24 protein-coding genes are annotated in these 24,806 nt (G+C 72.8%); 21 read left to right on the forward strand and 3 right to left on the reverse strand.

What is annotated here, in order from left to right; all coding sequences use genetic code 11:
* The first annotated feature begins 9 nt into the window (after positions 1 to 9).
* The 10 genes from xerD to ABFX46_RS35260 all read left to right on the forward strand — a co-directional run bounded on the left by xerD (position 10) and on the right by ABFX46_RS35260 (position 8,629).
* Positions 10 to 1,026 (forward strand): site-specific tyrosine recombinase XerD, encoded by a 1,017-nt coding sequence (gene xerD, locus ABFX46_RS35215; RefSeq protein ID WP_346048281.1) that lies wholly within the window; start codon positions 10 to 12, stop codon positions 1,024 to 1,026.
* A 208-nt stretch (positions 1,027 to 1,234) separates the two neighbouring features.
* On the forward strand, positions 1,235 to 2,101 hold the full coding sequence (locus ABFX46_RS35220) for a ParA family protein (RefSeq protein ID WP_243714470.1): 867 nt from the start codon (positions 1,235 to 1,237) through the stop codon (positions 2,099 to 2,101).
* 252 nt (positions 2,102 to 2,353) lie between these two features.
* Positions 2,354 to 3,199: a segregation and condensation protein A gene (locus tag ABFX46_RS35225; RefSeq protein ID WP_346048317.1), complete on the forward strand. Its 846-nt coding sequence runs from the start codon at positions 2,354 to 2,356 to the stop codon at positions 3,197 to 3,199.
* Positions 3,192 to 3,764 (forward strand): SMC-Scp complex subunit ScpB, encoded by a 573-nt coding sequence (gene scpB, locus ABFX46_RS35230; protein ID WP_346048282.1) that lies wholly within the window; start codon positions 3,192 to 3,194, stop codon positions 3,762 to 3,764. The genes ABFX46_RS35225 and scpB overlap by 8 nt, the downstream gene beginning before the upstream one ends.
* Before the next feature lie 6 nt (positions 3,765 to 3,770).
* Complete coding sequence (locus ABFX46_RS35235) at positions 3,771 to 4,502, forward strand: pseudouridine synthase (RefSeq protein WP_346048283.1); 732 nt, start codon at positions 3,771 to 3,773, stop codon at positions 4,500 to 4,502.
* A 45-nt stretch (positions 4,503 to 4,547) separates the two neighbouring features.
* On the forward strand, positions 4,548 to 4,910 hold the full coding sequence (gene aroH, locus ABFX46_RS35240) for a chorismate mutase (protein ID WP_346048284.1): 363 nt from the start codon (positions 4,548 to 4,550) through the stop codon (positions 4,908 to 4,910).
* Between the two features lie 90 nt (positions 4,911 to 5,000).
* On the forward strand, positions 5,001 to 6,095 hold the full coding sequence (locus tag ABFX46_RS35245; RefSeq protein ID WP_346048285.1) for a prephenate dehydrogenase: 1,095 nt from the start codon (positions 5,001 to 5,003) through the stop codon (positions 6,093 to 6,095).
* A 134-nt stretch (positions 6,096 to 6,229) separates the two neighbouring features.
* The gene (gene cmk, locus ABFX46_RS35250) at positions 6,230 to 6,892 is read left to right on the forward strand and encodes a (d)CMP kinase (RefSeq protein WP_346048286.1); all 663 of its coding nucleotides are present in this window, start codon (positions 6,230 to 6,232) and stop codon (positions 6,890 to 6,892) included.
* Positions 6,885 to 8,282, forward strand: a complete 1,398-nt coding sequence (gene der, locus ABFX46_RS35255; RefSeq protein WP_346048287.1) for a ribosome biogenesis GTPase Der — start codon at positions 6,885 to 6,887, stop codon at positions 8,280 to 8,282. The genes cmk and der overlap by 8 nt, the downstream gene beginning before the upstream one ends.
* 140 nt (positions 8,283 to 8,422) lie before the next feature.
* Positions 8,423 to 8,629: a hypothetical protein gene (locus ABFX46_RS35260; protein ID WP_346048288.1), complete on the forward strand. Its 207-nt coding sequence runs from the start codon at positions 8,423 to 8,425 to the stop codon at positions 8,627 to 8,629.
* 25 nt (positions 8,630 to 8,654) lie between these two features.
* Here the strand turns inward: ABFX46_RS35260 and ABFX46_RS35265 are convergent, their stop codons facing one another.
* Positions 8,655 to 9,266, reverse strand: coding sequence for a hypothetical protein (locus ABFX46_RS35265; RefSeq protein ID WP_346048289.1), 612 nt, complete (start codon positions 9,264 to 9,266; stop codon positions 8,655 to 8,657).
* 257 nt (positions 9,267 to 9,523) lie between these two features.
* Between ABFX46_RS35265 and ABFX46_RS35270 the strand changes: the two genes are divergently transcribed.
* The 7 genes from ABFX46_RS35270 (at position 9,524) to soxR (ending at position 15,905) form a co-directional block, all read left to right on the forward strand.
* A complete protein-coding gene (locus tag ABFX46_RS35270; RefSeq protein WP_131939488.1) occupies positions 9,524 to 9,937 on the forward strand; it encodes a TOBE domain-containing protein in 414 nt (137 codons plus the stop codon).
* The gene (gene modA, locus ABFX46_RS35275) at positions 9,934 to 10,722 is read left to right on the forward strand and encodes a molybdate ABC transporter substrate-binding protein (protein ID WP_346048290.1); all 789 of its coding nucleotides are present in this window, start codon (positions 9,934 to 9,936) and stop codon (positions 10,720 to 10,722) included. Before ABFX46_RS35270 ends, modA begins: the two co-directional genes overlap by 4 nt.
* On the forward strand, positions 10,719 to 11,516 hold the full coding sequence (locus ABFX46_RS35280) for an ABC transporter permease (RefSeq protein ID WP_346048291.1): 798 nt from the start codon (positions 10,719 to 10,721) through the stop codon (positions 11,514 to 11,516). The genes modA and ABFX46_RS35280 overlap by 4 nt, the downstream gene beginning before the upstream one ends.
* Positions 11,513 to 12,568, forward strand: coding sequence for an ABC transporter ATP-binding protein (locus ABFX46_RS35285; RefSeq protein WP_346048292.1), 1,056 nt, complete (start codon positions 11,513 to 11,515; stop codon positions 12,566 to 12,568). Before ABFX46_RS35280 ends, ABFX46_RS35285 begins: the two co-directional genes overlap by 4 nt.
* A 177-nt stretch (positions 12,569 to 12,745) precedes the next feature.
* Positions 12,746 to 14,563 carry a phosphoenolpyruvate carboxykinase (GTP) gene (locus ABFX46_RS35290; protein ID WP_346048293.1) on the forward strand — a complete coding sequence of 606 codons (1,818 nt, stop codon included), beginning with the start codon at positions 12,746 to 12,748 and terminating at the stop codon, positions 14,561 to 14,563.
* Positions 14,564 to 14,698: 135 nt separating this feature from the next.
* Positions 14,699 to 15,274: an HdeD family acid-resistance protein gene (locus ABFX46_RS35295; RefSeq protein WP_346048294.1), complete on the forward strand. Its 576-nt coding sequence runs from the start codon at positions 14,699 to 14,701 to the stop codon at positions 15,272 to 15,274.
* A gap of 79 nt (positions 15,275 to 15,353) precedes the next feature.
* The gene (gene soxR, locus ABFX46_RS35300; RefSeq protein WP_428831342.1) at positions 15,354 to 15,905 is read left to right on the forward strand and encodes a redox-sensitive transcriptional activator SoxR; all 552 of its coding nucleotides are present in this window, start codon (positions 15,354 to 15,356) and stop codon (positions 15,903 to 15,905) included.
* A gap of 7 nt (positions 15,906 to 15,912) precedes the next feature.
* Here the strand turns inward: soxR and ABFX46_RS35305 are convergent, their stop codons facing one another.
* Both ABFX46_RS35305 and ABFX46_RS35310 read right to left on the reverse strand, forming a co-directional pair.
* Entirely contained in the window at positions 15,913 to 18,309 is a 2,397-nt protein-coding gene (locus ABFX46_RS35305) for a glycoside hydrolase family 65 protein (RefSeq protein ID WP_346048296.1), read from the reverse strand.
* Positions 18,306 to 19,079 carry an HAD family hydrolase gene (locus tag ABFX46_RS35310; RefSeq protein ID WP_346048297.1) on the reverse strand — a complete coding sequence of 258 codons (774 nt, stop codon included), beginning with the start codon at positions 19,077 to 19,079 and terminating at the stop codon, positions 18,306 to 18,308. The genes ABFX46_RS35305 and ABFX46_RS35310 overlap by 4 nt, the downstream gene beginning before the upstream one ends.
* Before the next feature lie 143 nt (positions 19,080 to 19,222).
* On the opposite strand from ABFX46_RS35310, the gene gndA reads away from it, so the two are divergent.
* From gndA to ABFX46_RS35330, 4 genes are all read left to right on the forward strand, one after another.
* Positions 19,223 to 20,647 (forward strand): NADP-dependent phosphogluconate dehydrogenase, encoded by a 1,425-nt coding sequence (gene gndA, locus ABFX46_RS35315; RefSeq protein WP_346048298.1) that lies wholly within the window; start codon positions 19,223 to 19,225, stop codon positions 20,645 to 20,647.
* 101 nt (positions 20,648 to 20,748) lie between these two features.
* The gene (locus ABFX46_RS35320; RefSeq protein WP_346048299.1) at positions 20,749 to 21,345 is read left to right on the forward strand and encodes an HD domain-containing protein; all 597 of its coding nucleotides are present in this window, start codon (positions 20,749 to 20,751) and stop codon (positions 21,343 to 21,345) included.
* A 76-nt stretch (positions 21,346 to 21,421) separates the two neighbouring features.
* A complete protein-coding gene (locus ABFX46_RS35325; RefSeq protein ID WP_346048300.1) occupies positions 21,422 to 23,929 on the forward strand; it encodes a DEAD/DEAH box helicase in 2,508 nt (835 codons plus the stop codon).
* A 12-nt stretch (positions 23,930 to 23,941) separates the two neighbouring features.
* Positions 23,942 to 24,796, forward strand: a complete 855-nt coding sequence (locus ABFX46_RS35330; RefSeq protein WP_346048301.1) for a carbon-nitrogen hydrolase family protein — start codon at positions 23,942 to 23,944, stop codon at positions 24,794 to 24,796.
* Positions 24,797 to 24,806: the final 10 nt, after the last annotated feature.

Below are 24,806 nucleotides of genomic sequence, written 5' to 3' on the forward strand. Positions count from 1 at the left end.
GGAGGGGGCATGATGGGCGGGTCCCCGCACTCCCCGGCCGGAAGAGGTGCCGCACTGTCCCCGAGCCCGTCCCCCCGGAGCACCGCCCAGGACGCGGGCACGGGTTCCGCGCTCGACGCCGCCGTGCGGGCGTACCTGGGGCACCTCGCCGTCGAGCGGGGCCTGGCCGCCAACACGCTCAGCTCCTACCGCCGCGACCTGCGCCGCTACGCGCAGGTGCAGGACGCGCGGGGCCGCGGGGCGATCGGCGAGATCACCGAGGACGACGTCCGCGCGTTCCTGGTGGGCCTGCGGGAGGGCGGCGAGGGCCGTCCGCCGCTGTCGGCGGGCTCGGCGGCGCGGGCGCTCGTCGCCGTGCGGGGCCTGCACCGGTTCGCGCTGCGGGAGGGCCTCGCCTCCGGCGACCCGGCCCATGACGTCAAGCCGCCGACGCCGCCGCGGCGGCTGCCGAAGGCGATCTCGCTGGAGGACGTGGAGCGGCTCCTCGCCGCGGCGGGCGCGTCCGGCGACACCGCGCGCGGCCTGCGCGACCGGGCGCTGCTCGAACTGCTCTACGGGTCGGGGGCGCGCATCTCCGAGGCGGTCGGCCTGGACGTCGACGACCTCGACCTGCGCGACGGTTTCGCCCGCGTCGCCGGCAAGGGCGGCAAGGCGCGGGTGGTGCCCATCGGCGACTACGCCCGCGACGCCGTGGACGCCTACCTGGTGCGGGCCCGGCCCGAGCTGGCCGGGACGGGCCGCGGCGGCCCGGCGCTGTTCCTGAACGCGCGCGGCGGGCGGCTGTCGCGGCAGGGCGCGTGGATGGTGCTGCGCGCCGCCGCCGACCGGGCGCGGCTGTCGGAGGTGTCGCCGCACACGCTGCGGCACTCGTTCGCCACCCATCTGCTGGACGGCGGAGCCGACGTCCGCGTCGTGCAGGAACTGCTCGGCCACGCGTCGGTGACGACGACGCAGGTGTACACCCTGGTGACCGTGCAGCTGCTGCGCGAGGTGTACGCGACCTCGCATCCGCGGGCCCGGAGCTGACCGGCGCGGGACCGGCCGGACAGGGGCGCACAGTGGGACGAATGGGACGGACCGGTCGCGGCACAAATCGCGACGTTCGGCGCGCGTCGGCTTGTGGCCCGGGGTGGACGGCCCTAGAGTCCCCGTTCTGGATGGCATTTCCGGGCCGCCGGGGAGGGATCTGGTGACCAGCACTAACGGTGCGGAGGGAGTCCTTTCCTCCGCCACCATAGAGACCGACCCGAGCCGCGCCCTCGGGCCCACGCAGCGACCCGTTCCGGTGTTCCCGGAGCCGGAACCGCTGGCCGAGCACGGGCCCGCGCGGATCGTGGCCGTCTGCAACCAGAAGGGCGGCGTCGGCAAGACCACGACGACGATCAACCTGGGCGCGGCGCTCGCCGAGTACGGCCGCCGCGTGCTGCTCGTCGACTTCGACCCGCAGGGCGCCCTGTCGGTCGGGCTCGGCAAGGGCGACCCGCGCCAGCTCGACGTGACGATCCACAACCTGCTGCTCGAACACGACACCGAGTGGGAGGACGTCGTCATCGAGACCGGCGTCGACGGGATGGACCTGCTGCCGAGCAACATCGACCTGTCCGGCGCGGAGGTCCAACTCGTTCACGAGGTCGGGCGCGAGTACATCCTGCAGGGCGCGCTGAAGTCGGCCGTCCCGCACTACGACTACATCCTCATCGACTGCCAGCCGTCGCTCGGCCTGCTCACGGTCAACGCGCTGGCCGCCAGCGAGGGCGTGCTGATCCCGCTGGAGTGCGAGTACTTCGCGATGCGCGGCGTCGCGCTGCTGATGGAGACGATCGACAAGGTCCAGGGCCGGATCAACCCGGAACTGGTCATCGACGGCGTCCTCGGCACCATGTACGACTCGCGGACGCTGCACACCCGCGAGGTCCTCGGCCGCATCGTCGAGGCGTTCGGCGAGAAGGTCTTCCACACCGTCATCAACCGGACGGTCCGGTTCCCGGACGCGACGGTCGCGGGCGAGCCGATCACGTTCTTCGACCCGAGCTCGATGGGCGCGAACGCGTACCGGAGCCTGGCACGGGAGGTCCTCGTCCGGTGGGCCGAGACCGACTGAGGCCGCCCGGCGCTCCCGCGCGCCCGGTGACCGGGCGGTAGCGCCCGCCCGTCCGGACGCGCCGTCACCGCTGGTGGCCGGCGGTGGCGCGAAGCACGCCCGGGGCGTGGGACGATGGGGCCGGTGAGCACAGCGCGGGAGGAGCACTCCGCTACCGTGAGCGACGTGGACGAGACGTCGCCGGAGCCCGAGCCGGGGCCCGAGCGGGACGGCGGTCCGGAGGGCGAGCAGGAGCAGGGCTTCCGCGTCCACCTGGACAACTTCGAGGGCCCGTTCGACCTGCTGCTCGGCCTGATCTCCAAGCACAAGCTCGACATCACCGAGGTGTCGCTGCACAAGGTCACCGACGACTTCATCGCGCACATCCGCTCCTACGGCCGGGACTGGGACCTCGACCAGGCCAGCCACTTCCTGCTGGTCGCCGCGACCCTGCTGGACCTGAAGGCCGCGCGGCTGCTGCCGTCCGGCGAGGTCGACGACGAGGAGGACCTGGCGCTGCTGGAGGCCCGCGACCTGCTGTTCGCGCGGCTGCTGCAGTACCGCGCCTACAAGGAGGTCGCGCAGGTCCTCGCCGGGCGGATCGCGGACGCGAGCCGGCGGTTCCCCCGGCTGGTGCCGATGGAGCCGAAGTTCGCGAACCTGCTGCCGGAGGTGCTGCTCGGCCTCGGCCCGGAGGAGTTCGCGCGGCTCGCCGCCAAGGCCCTCGCGCCGAAGGCGCCGCCCGCGGTGTCGGTCGAGCACATGTACCAGCCGAAGGCCAGCGTCAAGGAGCAGGCCGCGATCGTCGTGGCGATGCTCCGCCGGCTGCGCCGGACGACCTTCCGCGTCCTCGCCGCCGACGCGGAGGGCACCTACGAGGTCGTCGCGCGCTTCCTGGCGCTGCTGGAGCTGTACCGGGAGCAGGCCGTCACGTTCGAGCAGGACGAGCCCCTCGGCGAGCTGCGCGTGACCTGGACCGGCACCGACGACGGGGACGTCGAGGTCGGCGACGACTACGAGGGCGCCCCCAAGAAGGACCCCGCCGACAACGACCCCGCCGACACGGGCCCCGCCGACACGGGCGGGCCGGGGGACAAGGACGAGGAGGACGATGACTGAGGAACCCGGCGCGGGCGCGCCGGAACTCCCGGGGACGCGCGCCTCGATCGAGGCGATCCTGCTCGTCGTGGACGAGCCGGTCACCGTGATGACGCTCGCGCAGCTGCTGGAGCGCCCCCGCGGCGAGATCGAGGAGACGCTGCGGGAGCTGGCCGCGGAATACACCGGGCAGGGCCGCGGGTTCGACCTCAGGGAGGTCGCCGGCGGATGGCGGTTCTACACCCGGGACGTGTGCGCCCCGGTGGTGGAGCGGTTCGTCACCGACGGGCAGCAGGCGCGGCTGACGCAGGCCGCGCTGGAGACGCTCGCCGTCGTCGCCTACCGGCAGCCGGTGAGCCGGGCCCGCGTGTCGGCGATCCGCGGGGTCAACAGCGACGGCGTCATGCGGACGCTGACGCTGCGCGGCTTGATCGAGGACGCCGGGCAGGACCCGGAGTCGCAGGCGCATCTGTACCGCACCACCGGGTACTTCCTGGAGCGCCTCGGCCTCCGCGACCTCGACGAGCTGCCCGAGCTCGCCCCCTACCTCCCCGATGACCTGCCAGAAGACAGAGTGGATAGCTGAGGACACGTGAGCGACAACGAGGGCGTGCGGCTGCAGAAGGTGCTGGCCGAGGCCGGGATCGGCAGCCGCCGCCACTGCGAGGAGCTGATCGGCGAGGGCCGCGTCACGGTGGACGGGAAGAAGGTGTTCCGGTTCGGCGAGCGCGTCGACCCGCGGACCGCCGTCATCCACGTGGACGGCAAGCGCGTCGAGACCCGCGCCGAGATGCGCTACTACGCGATCAACAAGCCGCGCGGCGTCGTGTCCACGATGTCGGACGAGCGGGGCCGCAAGTCGCTCGCCGACTACGTGGAGGTGCCCGAGCGGCTGTTCCACGTCGGGCGGCTCGACACCGACACCGAGGGACTGATCCTGCTCACCAACGACGGGGAGCTGTCGCACCGCCTCACCCACCCGTCCTACGGGGTCTACAAGACCTACCTTGCGGAGATCCACGGCCCGATCCCGCGCGACCTCGGCAAGCGGCTGAAGGCCGGGGTGACCCTCGACGACGGGCCCGCCAAGGCCGACAAGTTCCGTATCTTCGACCAGGTCGGACGCCGCGTCCTCGTGGAGATCACCCTGCACGAGGGGCGCAAGCACATCGTCCGGCGGCTGCTGAAGGAGACCGGGTTCCCCGTCCAGCAGCTCGCCCGCATAGAGTTCGGGCCGATCAAGCTGGGGTCGCTGAAGCCGGGCGGGATGCGCGCGCTGACCGTGCGCGAGGTCGGCGAGCTGTACAAGGCCGTCGGCCTGTAGGGACGGCCGGGGCGAGAAGGCCCGGCACGAGGAGGGGAGACGACTGTGGCGGTACGCGCGGTCCGGGGGGCGACGCAGATCGACGCCGACGACCGGGACCAGATCCTGGAGGCGACGACGGAGCTCGTCTCCGAGGTGATGGCCCGCAACGAGCTGAGCACCGACGACGTGATCAGCGTCATCTTCACGGTGACGCCGGACCTGACGGCGGAGTTCCCGGCGCTCGCCGCCCGCAAGCTCGGCTTCCACGAGGTGCCGCTGCTGTGCGCGACCGAGATCGGCGTCCCGGGCGCGCTGCCCCGGGTGATCCGGCTGATGGCGCACATCGAGACCGCCCGGCCCCGCTCCGCCGTCCAGCATGTCTACCTGCGCGGCGCCACGGCCCTGCGCCTGGACATCGCGCAATAGCGCCCGAGCGGAGCGAGGCAATGGCAGGGCGCAGTAGCACCGGAGGGAAGCGGAGCGAGGCGATGGCACTGCACAGTAAGGTCTTCTGGCGTGAGTGACGACGACAGGGCGCCGCGGCGGATCGTCGTGGTCGGGACGGGCCTGATCGGCACGTCGATCGCGCTGGCGATGCGCGAGCGCGGCGCCGAGGTGCTGCTGACCGACCGGGACGCGGCGGCGCTGTCGCTGGCGGTGGAGCTGGGCGCGGGGGAGGCGCTGCCGGACGGGGCGCGCGAGGAGCCCGCCGACCTGGCGGTGCTCGCGGTGCCGCCGGCCGCGGTGGCGGTGACGCTGCTGGACGCGCAGAAGCGCGGCCTCGCCGCGGCCTACACCGATGTGGCGAGCGTGAAGGCGCTGCCGCTGGCGCAGGCGGCGGAGCTGGGCTGCGACCTGACGACGTTCGTGGCGGGGCACCCCCTCGCGGGCAGCGAGCGGTCGGGGCCGAGCGCGGCGCGCGCCGACCTGTTCCTCGGCCGCCCGTGGGCGCTGTGCGCGACCCCGGAGGCGGCGCCGGAGACCGTCGAGGTCGTCACCGGCCTGGCGAAGGCGTGCGGGGCGATGCCGGTCCAGGTGGACGCCGCCGAGCACGACCGGGCGGTCGCGCTCGTCTCGCACGGCCCGCACGTGGTGTCGGCGGCCGTCGCGGCCCGGCTGACCGGTGCGGACGACGTGGCGCTCGGCCTGTCCGGGCAGGGCGTCCGGGACGTGACCCGGATCGCGGCGAGCGACCCGCGGCTGTGGATCGGCATCCTGTCGGCGAACTCCCAGCCCGTCGCGGACGTGCTGGAGGCGGTCGCGACCGATCTCGCGGTGGCCGCGTCGCTGCTGCGCGACGGCAGCGAGGAGGCCGCCGCGCACGTCGCGGACCTGCTGCTGCGCGGCAACGCGGGCCGGTCCCGCATCCCCGGCAAGCACGGCGGCGACCAGCCCGCCTACGCGACCGTCCAGGTGGTCATCCCGGACCGTCCGGGCGAGCTGGCGATGATCTTCCAGGCGGCGGGGATCGCGCAGGTCAACATCGAGGACGTGACGATCGAGCATTCGCCGGGCCGCCCGCTCGGCGTGCTGGAGCTGTCGGTGGTCCCGGAGGCCGCCGAGCGGCTGGCGGCGGAGCTGCGCGCCCGCGGCTGGTCCGTCCCCGGCTAGTCCCGGGGACCGGTAGCCTGGGTCGCCGGGGCTTGTCCGGGGGATCTGCGCGCCCGTGCGGCGGCGAGCGCCGCCCGCTCCGCCCGCCAGCCCGCGGCCGCCGGGCGTTCCGACGAAGAAGAGAGGGAGCGATCGTGTCGCTCGTCATCGCCATGGACGGACCCTCCGGTTCGGGCAAGTCCAGCGCGTCCAAGGGGGTCGCCCGCGCGCTCGGGCTGCGCTACCTGGACACCGGTGCGATGTACCGCGCCATGACGTGGTGGATGCTGGAGAACGGCGTCCCGGTCGAGGACGGCCCCGCCGTCGCGGCCCGCGCGCTCGACCCGGAGATCGCCTGCGGCACCGACCCGGACGCGCCCGCGATCATGGTGGACGGCACGGACGTGGCCGGCCCGATCCGCACCCGCGCGGTGACGAACGCGGTCAGCGCGGTCAGCGCCGTCCCGGCGGTCCGCGCCCGCCTCGTCGAGCTGCAGCGGGAGATCATCGGGGCCGGCGGGATCGTGGTGGAGGGCCGCGACATCGGCACGGTCGTCGCCCCCGACGCGGCCGTGAAGGTGTACCTGACGGCCAGCGAGGAGGCGCGCGCCGCGCGCCGCGCGAAGGACCTGGCCGCCGACCCGGGCGCGTCGGTGACGGTCACGCGGGCCGAGCAGGCCCGGCGGGACCGGCTCGACTCCACCCGGAAGGCGTCGCCGCTGACGAAGGCGGCCGGCGCGCACGAGATCGACTCGACGGAGCTGAGCCTCGCCGAGGTCATCGAGGCGGTCGTCCGCCTCGCCAAAGAGCATGAGTGAGCGTGTGAGCGAATACGAGATCGAGACGGCGGGCGCCGTCGAGGACGTCGCCGACGAGGCGGGCCCGGCGCCGGTCGTGGCGGTGGTGGGGCGGCCGAACGTCGGCAAGTCCACCCTCGTCAACCGGATCCTCGGCCGCCGCGAGGCCGTCGTGGAGGACGTCCCGGGCGTGACCCGCGACCGGGTCGCCTACGACGCGACGTGGAGCGGGCGGCGGTTCACCGTCGTCGACACCGGCGGCTGGCTGCCCGACTCGTCCGGCCTGGCCGCGGCGATCGCCGAGCAGGCCCGGCTGGCGGTCGACCTGGCGGACGTGGTGATGTTCGTGGTCGACGCGACCGTGGGCGCCACCGACGTGGACGAGGCCGTGGTGGAGATCCTGCGCCGGTCCGGCAAGCCGGTGGTGCTGGTCGCCAACAAGGTCGACGACATCGGCGCCGAGTCGGACGCGGCGCTGCTGTGGTCGCTCGGCATCGGCGAGCCGCACCCGGTCAGCGCGCTGCACGGGCGCGGCAGCGGCGACCTGCTCGACGCGGTGCTGGAGGCGCTGCCGGAGGAGCCGCCGGCGGAGTCGTTCGGCGCGGAGGGCGGGCCGCGCCGGGTGGCGCTGCTCGGCCGTCCGAACGTCGGCAAGTCGAGCCTGCTGAACAAGCTGGCGGGGGAGCAGCGCGCGGTCGTCGACTCGGTGGCGGGCACGACCCGCGACCCGGTCGACGAGCTGATCGAGCTCGGCGGCAAGACCTGGCGGTTCATCGACACGGCGGGGATCCGGCGGCGGCACCGCGAGAACCAGGGCGCCGACTTCTACGCGACGCTGCGCACCCAGTCGGCGCTGGAGCGCGCCGAGGTCGCGGTGGTGCTGGTGGACGCCGACCAGCCGCTCGCCGAGCAGGACCTGCGGATCATCTCGATGGTGGTCGAGTCCGGACGCGCCCTGGTGATCGCCTACAACAAGTGGGACCTGCTGGACGAGGAGCGCCGCCACTACCTGGAGCGCGAGATCGACCGGCAGCTGCACAGCGCCCGCTGGGCGCCCCGGGTGAACATCTCCGCGAAGACCGGCCGGCACATGGAGAAGCTGGTGCCGGGCATCGAGACCGCGCTGGACGGCTGGGGCACGCGCGTCCCGACGTCCAAGCTGAACCAGTTCTTCGCCGACCTGGTGAACTCCCATCCGCACCCGGTGCGGGGCGGCAAGCAGCCGCGCGTCCTGTTCGCGACGCAGGCGGGCGTGCGGCCGCCGCGGTTCGTGCTGTTCACCTCCGGATTCCTGGAGGAGGGCTACCGGCGGTTCATCGAGCGGCGGCTGCGCGAGGAGTTCGGCTTCGAGGGCACCCCGCTCGACATCGCGATGAAGATCCGCGAGAAGCGCGGCAAGGGCAGGAAGTAGCGGAACCGGGCCGCGTCGTGTCAGGATGCCTTCTACGGGACGGGAGTAAGTCTTCCATTACTCGCTGATCCCGGGACGGACACCGGTTTCGTCCGGAGGTCTGCCCTCCGGGCACCAGGGCGCGGGTCGAGGGGTGCGACGTGAAGCTCTTGCTACTGCTCTCCGTGGCCGCCGTATGCGTGGCGCTCAGCTTCGCGTGGCGGGAGCCGTGGATCGGCGGTGTGGGCCTGCTGATCGCCTTCGTGGCCATGTTCACCGACCGCGACGACGTCCGGACGGACGACGAGCGCGGCAGCTACGAGACCACCAAGGCCGTCCGCAACATGCGCGCTCGCGACCGCAAGTGACGCTGGCGGACGGCCCGGGCGGCCGTCAGCGGTCGTAGCGGGTGTCGCCCGCGACGTGCTGGTCGCCGGGTCGCGGCGGCGGCGCCGGCTGGTTCTCCCGCGCGTAGCGTCCGTGGACGATCGGCTGGGTGGCGCCGGCCGGTGCGGGGTCCCCCGCGGGCAGGGGCCGCTCCCGCGCCCGCTCCCGCGCGCCGATGACGGCGAAGCGGCCGAGCGCGAACGCGGCGAGGAACACGATCACGACGCCGAGCCCGGTGAACCCGGAGAGCCGCTCGGCGAGGATCTGGCCCTCGGTGGTGCCGAGCGGGGCGCCGATGCCGGTCACGTCCCACAGCGTGGCGAGGAGTGGTCCGACGGCGAACCAGGCGCCGCCGAGGGCGGCCAGCCAGCCGCCGAACATCGCGAAGGCGCGGTTGGCGCTGAAGAGCAGGATCAGCCCGCCGAGCACGGCCGCGGCGGCGGGCGCGATGCTCAGTTCGAGCCGGTCGGTGGTGTAGACCCAGGTGTCGTCCGGTGCGAAGCCGAAGCCGAAGTAGGGGCCGGCGAAGGGCAGCAGGCCGCCCCACAGCCCCAGCAGGATCAGCAGGACTCCACTGAGGACGCCCCGGGTACGGGGTGCTCGCATGGTCCCAGTCATGATCATTCCTCCTGACCGGGCGTCCGAATTCTGTTTGAGTCACCGTTTACCCGGAGCCGGGCGATCCACACGGTTCAAAGACCCACACGTGGCCAAAAAGGGAGCATTTCCATGGAAAGTGGATATTGCGGCCGACGTCGGGTGCCGTTGATCGGGCGATGATCCGCAACTGCAAGCTTGAGCATGGGGCAGCACTCGCAGGTTCGCGGTCAGACGCTGGCTTTCCCTCGCATCTGCGGTTGGCTAGGCTGAGGCCCGTGACCACCTTCCGGATCAGTGAGGCGGCGGCGCTGCTCGGGGTCAGCGCGGACACGGTCCGCCGCTGGGTGGACGGCGGGCGGCTCCCGGCGTCCCGCGACGAGCACGGGCACCGGCGCGTGCCGGGCGCCGAGCTCGCCGCGTTCGTGCGCGACCAGGCGCGCGGGGCGGCGCCGTCCGACCAGCCCGAGCGGTTCTCCTCGGCGCGCAACCGGCTGCGGGGCATCGTCACCGACGTGGTCCGGGACGGGGTGATGGCGCAGGTGGAGATCCAGGCGGGCCCGTTCCGGGTGGTGTCGCTGATGAGCCGGGAGGCCGCCGACGACCTCGGCCTCCAGGTGGGCGTGGTCGCCGAGGCGGTCGTGAAGTCGACGAACGTCGTGGTCGAGGTCGCGGAACCGGGAGCATCATGATCAAGCGCACCGCGGTGGCGGCGGCCCTCCTGCTCGCGGTGGCGGCGGGCTGCGGCGACGTCGAGGACGGCTCGTCCGGCTCGCCCGGAGCGGGCGGCGGCACGGGCGGCGGCGGGACGCTGACGGTGTTCGCGGCGGCGTCGCTGACCGAGGCGTTCACGGCGCTCGGGAAGACCTTCGAGGGCGCGCACCCCGGCGTGAGGGTCCGGTTCAACTTCGGCGGCAGCTCGACGCTCGCGCAGCAGATCACGCAGGGCGCCCCGGCGGACGTGTTCGCGTCCGCGAACCCGGCCACGATGACGACCGTGACCGACGCCGGCGACGCGGCCGGGCAGCCGCGCGTGTTCACCAGGAACCGCCTGGTGATCGCCATTCCCAAGGACGATCCCGGCAAGGTGGCCGCACTTCGGGACCTGTCCCGGCCGGGCCTGAAGGTGGTCCTGTGCGCCGTGCAGGTGCCCTGCGGGTCCGCCGCGAAGACCGCGCTCGACGCCGCCGGGGTCCGCGTCGAGCCCGCGTCGCGGGAGAGGGACGTCAAGGCCGTCCTGACCAAGGTCGGGCTCGGGGAGGCCGACGCCGGCCTCGTCTACCGCACCGACGTCAAGGCGGCGGACGGGAGGGTCCGGGGGATCGAGTTCCCCGAGGCGGCGAAGGCCGTCAACGACTACCCGATCGTCCGGGTCGCCAAGGCCCCGAACGCCGCCCTCGCCGACGACTTCATCGACCTGGTGCTCGGCCCGGAGGGCGAGGCGGTGCTGACCGGGGCGGGCTTCGAAGCGCCATGAGATCCGACGCGGTGCCGGGCCGGCCGCCGTGGATCCTGCTGCTGCCCGCGCTGATCGGGCTGGGGTTCCTCGTGCTGCCCCTGGCCGGGCTGCTCGTCCGGGCGCCCTGGTCGACGCTCGGCACCCGGCTGCTCGAGCCGCAGGTGCTGGACGCGCTGCGCCTGTCGCTGCTCAGCGCCACCCTCGCCACCTGCCTGTGCGTGCTGTTCGGCGTCCCGCTGGCCTGGACGCTGGCGCGCGTCCCGTTCCCGGGCGTCCGGCTGGTCCGCGCGCTGGTGACGGTGCCGCTGGTGCTGCCGCCGGTCGTGGGCGGCGTCGCGCTGCTGCTCGTCCTCGGCCGCCGCGGGCTGGTCGGCGGCCCGCTGGACGCCGCCTTCGGGATCACGCTCCCGTTCACCACCGCCGGCGTCGTGCTGGCCGAGACGTTCGTGGCGATGCCGTTCCTGGTGATCAGCGTGGAGGGCGCGCTGCGCGCCGCCGACCTGCGCTACGAGGAGGCCGCCGCCACCCTCGGCGCCGGCCGCTGGACGATCTTCCGCCGGGTCACGCTGCCGCTCGTCGCGCCGGGCGTGGCGGCCGGCGCCGTGCTGTGCTGGGCGCGGGCGCTCGGCGAGTTCGGCGCGACGATCACCTTCGCGGGCAACTTCCCGGGCCGCACCCAGACGATGCCGCTCGCCGTCTACCTGGCGCTGGAGACCGACCCGCAGGCCGCGATCGTGCTCAGCCTCGTCCTGCTCGCCGTCTCGGTGATCGTCCTGGCGGCCCTGCGCGACCGGTGGGTGAACAGCACATGAGCGACATGGGCGGCGGGCTGGACGCCCGCCTCGTCGTGCGGCGGGCGGGGTTCGACCTCGACCTGCCGCTGACCGCCGCGCCGGGCGAGGTCGTGGCGCTGCTCGGCCCGAACGGCGCCGGGAAGAGCACCGCGCTGCGGGCCCTGGCCGGGCTCGTCCCGATGGCGGGCGGGCACGTCCGGGTGGACGGCGAGGACCTGCGCCCGCTGCCGCCCGACCGCCGCCGCATCGGCATGGTCTTCCAGGACTACCTGCTGTTCCCGCACCTCAGCGCGCTGGACAACGTCGCGTTCGGGCCGCGCTGCCGGGGCGCCGGGCGCCGCGCCGCCCGCCGCACCGCCGCCGCGTGGCTGGAGCGCGTCGGGCTCGGCGCGTACGCGTCGGCCCGTCCCCGCGCGCTGTCGGGCGGGCAGGCGCAGCGCGTGGCGCTCGCCCGCGCGCTGGCCGTCGATCCGGGCCTGCTCCTGCTGGACGAGCCGCTCGCCGCCCTCGACGCCCACACGCGGCTGGAGATCCGGGCCGCGCTGCGCCGCCACCTCGCCGGGTTCGCGGGCGCGGCCGTGCTCGTCACCCACGACCCGCTGGACGCGATGGTGCTGGCCGACCGCATCGCGGTGGTCGAGGGCGGGCGGCTCGTCCAGGAGGGGGCGCCCGCGGACGTCGCGCGCCGCCCCCGCACCGGCTACGTGGCGCGGCTCGTCGGGCTGAACCTGTACCGGGGCAGGGCCGAGGGCGGGACCGTGGTGATCGGCGGCGGCGCCGGGACCCTGGACACGGTGGACTCACCCGAGGGTGAGGTGTTCATTGCCTTCGCGCCATCGTCGGTGGCGCTGTACCGGACGCGTCCCGACGGCAGCCCGCGCAACCTGTGGCGCGCCCGCGTGGCGGCGGTGGAACGGCAGGGCGACCGCGTCCGTGTGCAGCTGTCCGGGCCGCCTTTCGACGCCGTGGCGGACGTGACTCCGGCCGCCGTCGCGGAACTCCAATTGTCGGAGGGCAGCACGATCTGGGCGGCCGTGAAGGCCACCGAGACCCACGTTTATCCAGCTTGAGGGTGCCCTCACCGAACCATGCCGGGGTGGCGGGCGTCACGTCCGCCACCGCGTGAGAACAATCACAAATCGGGCAAGAAGCCTCAAATGCTGACGGGATTGGTCCAGACCAAATGGCAAAAACGACGGGTCTTGTTCATCATGCAAACATCCTGCGAACAGCTGAAGGAGTAGCCCGTGTCCATCCAGGTCCCCGGCCTCGACCAGGCCCCAACTGGCCACACCGAACTGATTGAGTGGGTACGCGGGATCGCCGAGCTGACCAAGCCGGACCGCGTCGAGTGGTGCGACGGCTCGGACGAGGAGTGGGAGCGGCTCACCGGCCTCCTCGTCGAGCAGGGCACGCTCACGCGGCTCGACCCGGCCAAACGGCCGAACAGCTTCCACGCCGCGTCCGACCCCACCGACGTCGCCCGCGTCGAGGACCGCACGTTCATCTGCTCCGAGAAGGAGGAGGACGCCGGTCCCACCAACAACTGGGTCGCCCCCGCCGAGATGAAGGAGACCCTCGACGGCCTCTTCGACGGCTGCATGAAGGGCCGCACCATGTACGTGGTGCCGTTCTGCATGGGCCCGCTCGGCGGCACCATCTCCCAGCTCGGCGTCGAGATCACCGACTCCGCCTACGTCGCGGTGTCGATGAAGATCATGACGCGGATGGGCGCGGGCGCGCTGAGGCTCATCGAGGAGCGCGGCTCGTTCGTCAAGGCCGTCCACTCCGTGGGCGCGCCGCTGGAGCCCGGCCAGGCCGACGTCAAGTGGCCGTGCAACTCCACCAAGTACATCACCCACTTCCCCGAGACCCGGGAGATCTGGTCGTACGGGTCCGGCTACGGCGGCAACGCCCTGCTGGGCAAGAAGTGCTACGCGCTGCGGATCGCCTCGACGATGGCCCGCGACGAGGGCTGGATGGCCGAGCACATGCTCGTCCTCAAGCTCACCCCGCCGGAGGGCGAGACCCGCTACGTCGCCGCCGCGTTCCCGTCGGCGTGCGGCAAGACCAACCTCGCGATGCTGGAGCCGACCATCCCCGGCTGGAAGGTCGAGACGATCGGCGACGACATCGCCTGGATGCGGTTCGGCGACGACGGCCGCCTCTACGCCATCAACCCGGAGGCCGGCTTCTTCGGCGTCGCCCCCGGCACCGGCGAGAGCACCAACGCCAACGCCGTGAAGACGCTGTGGGGCAACAGCATCTTCACCAACGTCGCGCTCACCGACGACGGCGACGTGTGGTGGGAGGGCCTCACCGACGAGCCGCCCGCGCACCTCACCGACTGGAAGGGCAACGACTGGACGCCGGAGTCCGACACCCCGGCCGCCCACCCGAACGCCCGCTTCACCACCCCGGCCGGGCAGTGCCCGATCATCGCCGACGAGTGGGAGGACCCGAAGGGCGTCCCGATCTCGGCGATCCTGTTCGGCGGCCGGCGCGCCTCCGCCGTCCCGCTGGTCACCGAGTCCTTCGACTGGCAGCAGGGCGTGTTCCTCGGCGCGAACATCGCGTCGGAGAAGACCGCCGCCGCCGAGGGCGCCGTCGGCGAGCTGCGCCGCGACCCGTTCGCCATGCTGCCGTTCTGCGGCTACAACATGGGCGACTACTTCGGCCACTGGCTCGACATCGGCAAGGCGACCGAGGCCGAGAAGCTCCCGCGGATCTACTACGTCAACTGGTTCCGCAAGAACGCCGACGGCGCGTTCATCTGGCCCGGCTTCGGCGAGAACAGCCGCGTCCTGAAGTGGATCGTGGAGCGCCTCAACGGCAAGGCCGACGCCGCCAAGTCCCCGATCGGGCACCTGCCGACCAAGGAGGCGCTCGACACCGACGGCCTCACCATCGACGACGCCGACCTGGAGACGCTCCTGTCGGTCGACACCGAGGTGTGGAAGCAGGAGGCCGCACTCGTGCCGGAGTTCTTCGAGAAGTTCGGCGACCACATGCCGAAGGCGCTGTGGGACGAGTACCACGACCTGGTGCGCCGCCTGGAGCACTGACCCGGCGCGCTGACCGGCGCACGGCGTGAGCGCGGGGCCGGCCGCGGACTTTGCGGAGTCCGCGACCGGCCTTGGCGTTGCCGGGACGGAAAACGGGCCATCACTTGGGGAAGTCCCCGACCCGGGAGGCCCGGCATGCTCGACCTGATGACGCGGCACTGGTGGGTGCTGGCCCTGCGCGGCGCGTTCGCGATCCTCTTCGGCATCGTCGCGCTCGTGTGGCCCGGCATCACCGTCTTCGCGCTGGTGCTGCTGTTCGGCGCGTACGCGCTCGTGGACGGGATCGTCGCGGTGACGCAGGCGGTCCGCGGCACGACCGGCGGCCCGCGCGGCCTGCTCGCGCTGTCCGGGGTCGCCGGGATCGCGCTCGGCGTCGCCGCGCTGGCCTGGCCGGGCATCACCGCGTTCATCCTGCTGATGCTGATCGCCGCGTGGGCGGTCGCGACCGGTCTCCTGGAGATCGTCGTCGCGGTCGCGCTGCACCGCGAGCTGCGCGGCGAGTGGCTCTACGTGCTGACCGGCGCGATCTCGCTGATCTTCGGGATCCTGCTGTTCGCCTGGCCGGTCTCGGGGGCGATCGCGGTGGTCTGGCTGATCGGGCTGCTCGCGCTGATGTTCGGCGCCGCGATGCTCGGCGTCGCGTTCCGGCTGCGCCGGCTCGGCCGGACCGTGGAGCGGCCGCAGGGAGTGCGCGCCGCCCACCGCCCCTGACCGCCCGCCCCTGACCGGCGGCGATGTCCGTGGCGGCGGCCGACCTCAAGCGGGGTTGAGGTCGCGTAGGATGCGGGCCATGACGCGGCTGGAGCACCGGGTGCACGAACTGACGGTCGGGCAGCTCGCCGAGCGGAGCGGCGTGGCCGTCTCGGCGCTGCACTTCTACGAGTCCAAGGGCCTGATCAGCAGCCGCCGGACCGCCGGGAACCAGCGCCGGTTCACCCGCGACACGCTCCGCCGGGTCGCCTTCATCAAGGTGTCGCAGCGCGTCGGGATCCCGCTCGGCGCCATCCGCGACGCGCTCGCCACCCTGCCCGAGGAGCGCACCCCCACGGTCGCGGACTGGGCGCGGCTGTCGGAGACGTGGCGCGGCGAGCTCGACGACCGGATCCGCCAGCTGGAGAGGCTCCGCGACGACCTCACCGACTGCATCGGCTGCGGCTGCCTGTCGATCAGCAGGTGCGCGCTGGCCAACCCCTACGACCGGCTCGGCGACGAGGGGCCGGGGCCGCGCAGGCTGCTCGCCGGCCGGTCCGGCGGTCCCGCCGGACCGGCCGGGACCGCCGGACCGACGGCGGCGGCCGCCGTCCCCCCGGAATGCGCGGCGCCCTGCACCCCGGGGGACTGACCCGCCGCTAGCGGCGGAGCGGGCCCCGGATGTGCGGCTCGAAGCGGCGCGGCGCCGGCTCGCGCCCCGGCGGCTGGGTCGGCGCCGGACGCGCCTGGATCGGCTCGATCGGCAGCTCCACCGGCGCGTCGTCGCCGAGCGTGAACTTCTCGCCGTGGTGCCACAGGTTGAGGCCCGGGCCGTCCAGCAGCTCGTAGCGGGCCTCCTCCGCGGACACCCCGACCTTGATCAGGCTGCCCCGGTAGCGCATCCGGAACGCCAGCCGGCTGATCCCGCCGGGCAGCCGCGGCGCGAACCGCAGCTCGCCCCGGGAGGCCCGCATCCCGCCGAACCCGGCGACGAGCCCGCTCCACGCCCCCGCCATCGAGGCGATGTGCAGCCCGTCGCGGGTGTTGTGGTTCAGGTCGTGCAGGTCCATCAGCGCGGTCTCGCCGAGGTAGTCGTGCGCGAGGTCGAGCTGGCCGACCTCGGCGCCGACGACCGCCTGCGTCTGCGCCGACAGCGAGGAGTCCCGGACGGTCAGCCCCTCGTAGTAGGCGAAGTTGCGCTCCTTCTGCTCGTCGGTGAACGCCTCCCCGCACAGGTGCAGGGCGAGGACGAGGTCGGCCTGCTTGACGACCTGCTTGCGGTAGAGGTCGAAGTAGGGGAAGTTCAGCAGCAGCGGGTAGTGGTCGGGCTTGGTCGCGGCGAAGTCCCAGCGGGCGTGGTTGGTGAAGCTCTCGCTCTGCGGGTGCACGCCGAGCCGCTCGTCGTAGGGGATCAGCATCGCCGCCGCCGCGTCCCGCCACGACGCCGCCTCCTCGGCGTTCACCGCGAGCCGCGCGGCGATGTCCGGGTGGCGCATCGCCATCTCGGCGGCCTCCTGCAGGTTCCGGCGCGCCATCAGGTTGGTGTAGACGTTGTTGTCGACGATCGCGCTGTACTCGTCCGGGCCGGTGACGCCGTCGATGCGGAACACGCCGCCGACGTCGTGGTGGCCGAGGCTCCGCCACAGCCGCGCCGTCTGCACCAGGATCTCCAGGCCGATCTCCCGCTCGAACTGCTCGTCCTGCGTCGCGTCGAGGTAGCGGAGGATGGCGTCGGAGATGTCGGCGTTGATGTGGAACGCCGCGGTCCCGGCGGGCCAGTAGCCCGAGCACTCCTGGCCGCGGATCGTCCGCCACGGGAACGTGGCGCCGTGCAGGCCGAGCTGCCGGGCGCGCTCGCAGGCCAGCGGCAGCGTCATGTGCCGCCAGGCGAGCGCGTCCTTGGCCGCGCCGGGGGAGGTGTAGGTCAGCACGGGCAGGACGAACGTCTCGGTGTCCCAGAACGTGTGCCCGTCGTAGCCGGGCCCCGTCAGCCCCTTGGCGGGGATCATGCGGCGCTCCGCGCGCGCGCCCGCCTGCAGGATGTGGAACAGCCCGAACCGGACGGCCTGCTGGATCTCCGCGTCGCCCTCGACCTCGACGTCCGCGCCCTCCCAGAACTCGTCGAGGTACTCGCGCTGCTCGGCGAGCAGGCCGTCCCAGCCGGTCTGCCGCGCGCCCGCCAGCGCCCCGACCACCTGGTCGTGCAGCGCGGGCCGGGACCGCCGGCTCGACCACCCGTAGGCGATGTACTTGACGAGCCGGAGCTTCTGCCCCGGCTCCAGCCGGGTCGCGACCGTCAGCCGCCCCACGTCCGGGGCGCTCTCGGTCTCCACCCGCATCGACTCGGGGCCCTCGATGTCGTGCGACATGCCGGCGCCCATCCGCAGCCCGCTGCGGCGCGTCCGGTGCAGCAGCAGCACCTTCGTGCCGTTGGCGAAGTGCTCCTCGCTGACGAGGGGGCTGTCCAGGATCGCCGACGCGCGCGGGTCCTTGCCGCCGCCGGGCAGTGCCTCGTTGGCCACCAGCTCGGACTGGGCGACCACCCGGACCGCGCTGCCCACCGGCTCGACCTCGTAGCAGATCGCCGCGATCGCCCGCTGGGTCAGCGACACCAGCCGCACCGACGTCACCTTGATCGTCTTGTCGGCGGGGGACGTCCACTCCACCTGCCGGGTCAGCGTGCCCGCCCGCATGTCCAGCACCCGCTCGTGGTGGTGGACGCGGCCGTAGCGCACGTCGAGCGGCTCGTCGTCCACCAGCAGCCGGATCACCTTGCCGTTGGTGACGTTGATGACCGTCTGCCCCGACTCGGGGTAGCCGTAGGCCGTCTCGGCGTGCGGCAGCGGACGCTGCTCGTAGAACGAGTTCAGGTACGTGCCCGGCAGGCCGTGCGGCTCGCCCTCGTCGAGGTTGGCGCGCATGCCGAGATGCCCGTTGGACAGCGCGAACACCGACTCGCTCTGCGCCAGCCGGTCCAGTCGCAGCTCGGGCTCCCGCACGCACCAGGGCTCCACCAGGAACACCGGCCGGTCGACGGCGCTCTCCCGCTCCTTCACGCGTCCTCCAGCAGCTCGGACAGGTCGTCGACCACCACGTCCGCACCGTGCTCGGCGAGCGCCTTCGCGTGCGCGTCGCCGACCCGGTTCACGCCCACCACGTAGGCGAAACCGCCGGCGCGGCCGGCCTGGACGCCGGCGAGCGCGTCCTCGAACACGACCGCCTTGGCCGGCGGGACGTCCAGCTCCTGCGCGCCCGCGAGGAACATGTCCGGGGCCGGCTTGCCCGGCAGGTGCCGGTCGGCCGCGACGACGCCGTCGACGCGCGCGTCGAACAGGTCGGTGATGCCGACCGTGCGCAGCACCTGGACGGTGTTGGCGCTCGACGACACCACCGCCGTCTTCAGCCCCGCCTTCCGCGCCGCGCGGACGTAGTCGATCGAGTCGTCGAACGTCTCGACGCCCTTCTCCTCGATCAGCTTCAGCACCAGCGCGTTCTTCCGGTTCCCGAGGCCGCGGACCGTCTCGGCCTCCGGCGGGTCGTCCGGGTCGCCCTCGGGCAGCGTGATGCCGCGCGAGTGGAGGAACGAGCGCGTCCCGTCCTCGCGCTTCTTGCCGTCCACGTAGCGGCCGTAGTCGCCGACGGGATCGAACTCGGTGAACGTCCCGCCCGTCCGCTCGGAACGTTCCCTCAGGTAGCCGTCGAACATCTCCTTCCATGCCGCCGCGTGGACGGACGCCGTCCGGGTCAGCACCCCGTCGAGATCGAAGAGACACGCCGCCGCCTCGTCCGGCAGTCCCAGCATCCGCACCCCCTGGAATGTCACCATCGAAGTGAAGGTTGTCGATGATCGTTACCGCGCGACCCGTTCCCGCGCCGAGCACGGCCACACCGGCCCCGGCGCTCGAACAAAGGGATCATGCCCCGCGTACAACCCCTTGGTCAGGGTCGCACACGAGGAGGAGTGAGCCAATGGACAAGGCGCGAATCGGTGTCACCGGGCTGGCGGTGATGGGGCGGAACCTGGCCCGCAACCTCGCCCGGCACGGGCATCCCGTCGCCGTCCACAACCGCACGTCCAGCCGGACCAAGGCGCTGGTGGAGGAGTTCGGCGACGAGGGGACGTTCCTGCCCGCCGAGACACCGGAGCAGTTCGTCGCATCGCTCGAGCGGCCCCGGCGCCTCGTGATCATGGTGAAGGCGGGCGCCCCGACCGACGCGGTCATCGACGAGTTCGCCCCGCTGCTGGAGCCCGGCGACATGATCGTGGACGGCGGCAACGCCAACTTCGCCGACACCCGGCGCCGGGAGGCCGCGCTCCGCGAGCGCGGCCTGCACTTCGTCGGCACCGGCATCTCCGGCGGCGAGGAGGGCGCGCTGCACGGCCCGAGCATCATGCCGGGCGGGTCGGCCGAGTCCTACGCGGCGCTCGGCCCGCTCCTGGAGGACATCTCCGCCAAGGTGGACGGGACGCCCTGCTGCGTCCACGTCGGCCCCGACGGCGCCGGGCACTTCGTGAAGATGGTGCACAACGGCATCGAGTACGCCGACATGCAGCTGATCGCCGAGGCCTACGACCTGCTGCGGCACGCCGCCGGCCTCGCGCCCGCCGAGATCGCCGAGGTGTTCCGCACCTGGAACACCGGCCGGCTGGAGTCCTACCTCATCGAGATCACCGCCGAGGTCCTCGCGCACACCGACGCGTCCACCGGCAGGCCGTTCGTGGACGTCATCCTCGACCAGGCCGAGCAGAAGGGCACCGGCCGCTGGACCGTGCAGACCGCCCTCGACCTGGGCGTCCCCGTCGGCGGCATCGCCGAGGCGGTCTTCGCCCGCTCGGTCTCCGGCCACGCCGCGCTCCGCGAGGCCGCCCGGAACCTGCCGGGCCCGTCCCGCGGCGCCGCCGCCGGCTCCGGTTTCGCCGACGCCGTGGAGAAGGCCCTGTACGCGTCCAAGATCGTCGCCTACGCGCAGGGCTTCCACGAGATCCAGGCGGGCAGCGCCGAGTACGGCTGGGACATCGACCTCGGCGCGATGGCCACCATCTGGCGCGGCGGCTGCATCATCCGCGCCCAGTTCCTGGACCGCATCCGCGCCGCCTACGAGGCCGACCCGGGCACGCCCACCCTGCTGACCGACGACCACTTCGCCGAGGCCGTCGGCGACGCCCAGGACGCCTGGCGCGACGTGGTCGCGACCGCCGCCCGCCTCGGCATCCCCGCGCCCGGCTTCTCCACCGCCCTGGCCTACTACGACTCGCTGCGCGCCGACCGCCTGCCGGCCGCGCTCACCCAGGGCCAGCGCGACTTCTTCGGCGCGCACACCTACCGCCGCGTCGACCGGGAGGGCTCCTTCCACACCCTCTGGGGCGCCGACCGGACCGAAGTGACCGCCTGAGCCTCACCACCCTGCCGGTACCCGCTCGGGGCCGGGCGTGCCCCCGGGAGAGTGCTTCCGGGGGCACGCGCGCGTCAGGGGGCGGTCAATAGACTCGCGGGATGCGGATTCCGGCGGACGAGGAGATTCAGGCGCTGCACCGCGAGCACGCGCCGGGCCGGGAGGCGTTCGAGCTCGTCTGGACGCACTGCGTCATCGTGTGCGAGATCGCCGAGCAGATCATGGAGCGCACCGGGCCCGGCGTCGACCGGGACCTCGTGCGGGCCGGGTGCCTGCTGCACGACATCGGCGTCTACCGGCTGTACGACGAGACCGGGAGAATCGATTTCCAGCAGTACGTGCGGCACGGAGTGCTCGGGCACGAGTTGCTGCGCGAGGAGGGGTTCCCCGAGGAGATCTGCCGTTTCTGCTCCTGCCATACCGGAATGGGGCTGACACGGGACGACATCGAGCGGCAGGGCCTGCCCGTGCCTCCCGGCGACTATGTGGCCGAGAGCGGCGAGGAGCGGCTCGTCATGTACGCCGACAAGTTCCACAGCAAGACCAATCCGCCCGCGTTCGTGTCCGCGGAGACCTATGCCGTCCATGTGCGGCGGTTCGGGGACGAGAAGGCCGCGGCGTTCACGGCCATGCGCGCGGTGTTCGGCGAGCCGGACCTCAAGCCGCTCGCGGCCGGGCACGGCCACTCCCTGGTCTGACGCCGTACCGCGGGCGCCCCGTCCCCGCCGCGGGTTCGGTGGCACGGGCGCTCGTGAGAAGGGGCAGGATGGAGGAGTGAGTCTTATCGATGAGCTTCCCTCCGGAAACGACGCCGACGCCGATTCGCTGTTCGAAGGGTTCGAGCGGTGGGTGTCGGGGCGCGGGATCACGCTGTATCCCGCGCAGGAGGAAGCGCTCATCGAGGTCGTGTCCGGGGCGAATGTGATCCTTTCGACGCCGACCGGGTCGGGCAAGAGCCTGGTGGCGGCGGGGGCGCTGTTCGCGGCGCTCGGCAAGGACCAGGTCGGCTTCTACACGGCGCCGATCAAGGCGCTGGTGTCGGAGAAGTTCTTCGACCTGTGCGAGATGTTCGGGCGCGACAACGTCGGGATGATGACCGGCGACGCGAGCGTGAACTCCGACGCGCCGATCATCTGCTGCACGGCGGAGGTGCTCGCGAACATCGCGCTGCGCGACGGCGCCGACGCCGACATCGGCGTCGTGGTCATGGACGAGTTCCACTTCTACGCCGAGCCCGAGCGGGGGTGGGCGTGGCAGATCCCGCTGCTGGAGCTGCCGCAGGCGCAGTTCCTGCTGATGTCGGCCACCCTGGGGGACGTCGCGTTCTTCCAGAAGGACCTCACCCGGCGGACGGGGCGGCCGACGGCCCTGGTCACCTCGGCGGAGCGGCCCGTCCCGCTGATCTACGACTACCGGGTGACGCCGCTGCACGAGACGATCGAGGAGCTGCTGGCCGAGCAGAAGGCGCCGATCTACCTGGTGCACTTCACGCAGGCGGCGGCGATCGAGCGGGCGCAGTCGCTGATGAGCATCAACGTGTGCACGAAGGCGGAGAAGGCGCGGATCGCCGAGCTGATCGGCAACTTCCGCTTCACCACGAAGTTCGGCCGCAACCTCTCCCGGTTCGTGCGGCACGGCATCGGCGTGCACCACGCGGGGATGCTGCCCAAGTACCGGCGGCTCGTGGAGCGGCTCGCGCAGGCCGGGCTGCTCAAGGTCATCTGCGGGACCGACACCCTGGGCGTCGGGGTGAACGTCCCGATCCGGACCGTCGTCTTCACCGCGCTGAGCAAGTACGACGGGCACCGGGTGCGGCGGCTGCGGGCGCGGGAGTTCCACCAGATCGCCGGGCGCGCCGGGCGGGCCGGGTTCGACACCGTCGGGTTCGTGGTCGCGCAGGCGCCCGAGCACGTGGTGGAGAACGAGAAGGCGCTCGCCAAGGCGGGCGACGACCCGAAGAAGCGGCGCAAGGTGCAGCGCAAGAAGCCGCCCGAGGGGTTCGTCGGCTGGGACGAGGACGTCTTCGCGAAGCTGCAGGAGGCCGAGCCGGAGATGCTCCGGTCCCGGTTCCAGGTCAGCCACGCGATGCTGCTGTCGGTGATCGCCCGGCCGGGCAACGCGTTCCAGGCGATGAAGCGGCTGCTGACCGACAACCACGAGGAGCCGGCGGCGCGGCGGCGGCACATCTCGCGGGCGATCGCCATCTACCGGTCGCTGCTCGCCGGCGGCGTCGTGGAGGTGCTGCCGGAGCCCGACGACCTCGGGCGGTACGCGCGGATCACCGTCGACCTCCAGGAGGACTTCGCGCTCAACCAGGCGCTGTCGACGTTCGCGCTGGCGGCGTTCGAGGTGCTCGACCCGGCGTCGCCGTCCTACGCGCTGGACGTCCTGTCGGTGATCGAGGCGACGCTGGAGGACCCGCGGCAGATCCTCGCGGCGCAGGTCAACAAGGCGCGGGGCGAGGCCGTCCAGGAGATGAAGGCCGAGGGCATCGAGTACGAGGAGCGGATGGAGCTGCTCCAGGAGGTCGACCACCCGAAGCCGCTGGAGGACGAGCTCGACGCCGCCTACGAGATCTACCGGGCCGGGCACCCGTGGGTCGGCGACCATCCGCTGCGCCCCAAGTCGATCGTGCGCGACATGTACGAGCGGGCGATGACGTTCACCGAGTACATCGGGTACTACGAGCTGGCGCGGACCGAGGGCCTCGTCCTGCGGTACCTGTCGGGGGCGTACAAGGCGCTGCAGCAGACCGTCCCGGAGTCGATCAAGACCGACGACCTGATCGACCTGATCGAGTGGCTGGGCGAGCTGGTCCGGCAGGTCGACTCCAGCCTGCTGGACGAGTGGGAGCAGCTCGCGAACCCAACCGACGAGGACGTGGACGAGCCGATCGAGGAGCGCGTCACCCGGGTCACCGCGAACCCGCGCGCGTTCCGGGTGCTGGTCCGCAACGCGATGTTCCGGCGGGTGGAGCTGGCCGCGCTGGAGCGGTACGCCGACCTGGCCGGCCTGGACCCCGACTTCGGCGCCGAGGCCTGGGAGGACGCCATGGACGGCTACTTCGCCGAGCACGAGGAGCTGCTCACCGGCCCCGACGCGCGCGGGCCGAAGCTGCTGCAGATCGAGGAGGTCCCCGAGGACGCGCTGTGGCGGGTCCGGCAGGTGTTCGACGACCCGGAGGGGCATCACGACTGGGGCATCAGCGCCGAGGTCGACCTCGCCGGCTCCGACCAGGAGGGCGAGGCCGTGATCCGGGTGACCGGCGTCGACCGGATGTAGGGGAGGCCGCAGATGGTGCAGGTCGCGGTGGCGCAGTTCGCGCCCGGTGTCAACAAGGACGAGAACCTCGCGGCGATCGGCGAGCTCGCCGCGGAGGCGGCGGCGCGCGGCGCGCGGGTCGTGGTGTTCCCCGAGTTCGCCATGTTCACCGCGCCGCGGATGGACGGCCGGTTCGTCGACTCCGCCGAGCCGCTGGACGGGCCGTTCACGGGCGGCCTCGGCGACCTGGCGAAGCGGCACGGCGTGCACCTCGTCGCCGGGATGAACGAGCGCCTGGCCGACTCGTCCCGTCCTCCAGCCCCCGCCCACCGCCATTCAGCGGACGAGCTCCGCTCGACGTCCCGCATCTCCAACACGCTCGTCGCCGTGAGCCCCGCCGGGGAGATCGTCGCCGAGTACCGCAAGCTCCACCTGTACGACGCGTTCGGGTACCGGGAGTCCGACATCGTCCAGGCGGGCGAGATCGGCCCGCCGGGCACGTTCACCGCCGACGGCGTCACGTTCGGCATGCAGACCTGCTACGACGTCCGGTTCCCCGAGGTGACGCGGCGGATCGTGGACGCCGGCGCCGACGTCCTGGCGCTGCCCGCCGAGTGGGTGCCGGGCCCGCTCAAGGAGGACCACTGGCGGACGCTGGTCCGGGCCCGCGCGATCGAGAACACGATCTACGTGGCCGCGGCCGACCAGTGCGCCCCGACGGGCGCCGGCAACAGCGTCATCGTCGACCCGATGGGCGTCGTCATCGCGGGGCTGGGGGAGGGGCCGGGCATCGCGTGCGGGGAGGTCTCGTCCGAGCGGGTGGCGGCCGTCCGGGAGAAGAACCCGTCGCTTCGCGTGCGCCGCTTCACCGTCACCCAGGCCGACTAGACCCCCGCGT

Source organism: Actinomadura chokoriensis (assembly GCF_039529475.1).
Lineage (GTDB): Bacteria > Actinomycetota > Actinomycetes > Streptosporangiales > Streptosporangiaceae > Spirillospora > Spirillospora bangladeshensis.

Excerpts from the sequence above, each read along its gene's own strand:
- ABFX46_RS35295 (WP_346048294.1), top strand. The coding sequence starts at position 14,699 with ATGCTCGACCTGATGACGCGGCACTGGTGGGTGCTGGCCCTGCGCGGC.
- ABFX46_RS35265 (WP_346048289.1), bottom strand. The coding sequence starts at position 9,266 with ATGACTGGGACCATGCGAGCACCCCGTACCCGGGGCGTCCTCAGTGGA.
- scpB (WP_346048282.1), top strand. The coding sequence starts at position 3,192 with ATGACTGAGGAACCCGGCGCGGGCGCGCCGGAACTCCCGGGGACGCGC.
- ABFX46_RS35285 (WP_346048292.1), top strand. The coding sequence starts at position 11,513 with ATGAGCGACATGGGCGGCGGGCTGGACGCCCGCCTCGTCGTGCGGCGG.
- xerD (WP_346048281.1), top strand. The coding sequence starts at position 10 with ATGATGGGCGGGTCCCCGCACTCCCCGGCCGGAAGAGGTGCCGCACTG.
- ABFX46_RS35310 (WP_346048297.1), bottom strand. The coding sequence starts at position 19,079 with ATGGTGACATTCCAGGGGGTGCGGATGCTGGGACTGCCGGACGAGGCG.
- der (WP_346048287.1), top strand. The coding sequence starts at position 6,885 with ATGAGTGAGCGTGTGAGCGAATACGAGATCGAGACGGCGGGCGCCGTC.
- ABFX46_RS35320 (WP_346048299.1), top strand. The coding sequence starts at position 20,749 with ATGCGGATTCCGGCGGACGAGGAGATTCAGGCGCTGCACCGCGAGCAC.
- soxR (WP_428831342.1), top strand. The coding sequence starts at position 15,354 with ATGACGCGGCTGGAGCACCGGGTGCACGAACTGACGGTCGGGCAGCTC.
- modA (WP_346048290.1), top strand. The coding sequence starts at position 9,934 with ATGATCAAGCGCACCGCGGTGGCGGCGGCCCTCCTGCTCGCGGTGGCG.
- ABFX46_RS35280 (WP_346048291.1), top strand. The coding sequence starts at position 10,719 with ATGAGATCCGACGCGGTGCCGGGCCGGCCGCCGTGGATCCTGCTGCTG.
- gndA (WP_346048298.1), top strand. The coding sequence starts at position 19,223 with ATGGACAAGGCGCGAATCGGTGTCACCGGGCTGGCGGTGATGGGGCGG.
- ABFX46_RS35330 (WP_346048301.1), top strand. The coding sequence starts at position 23,942 with ATGGTGCAGGTCGCGGTGGCGCAGTTCGCGCCCGGTGTCAACAAGGAC.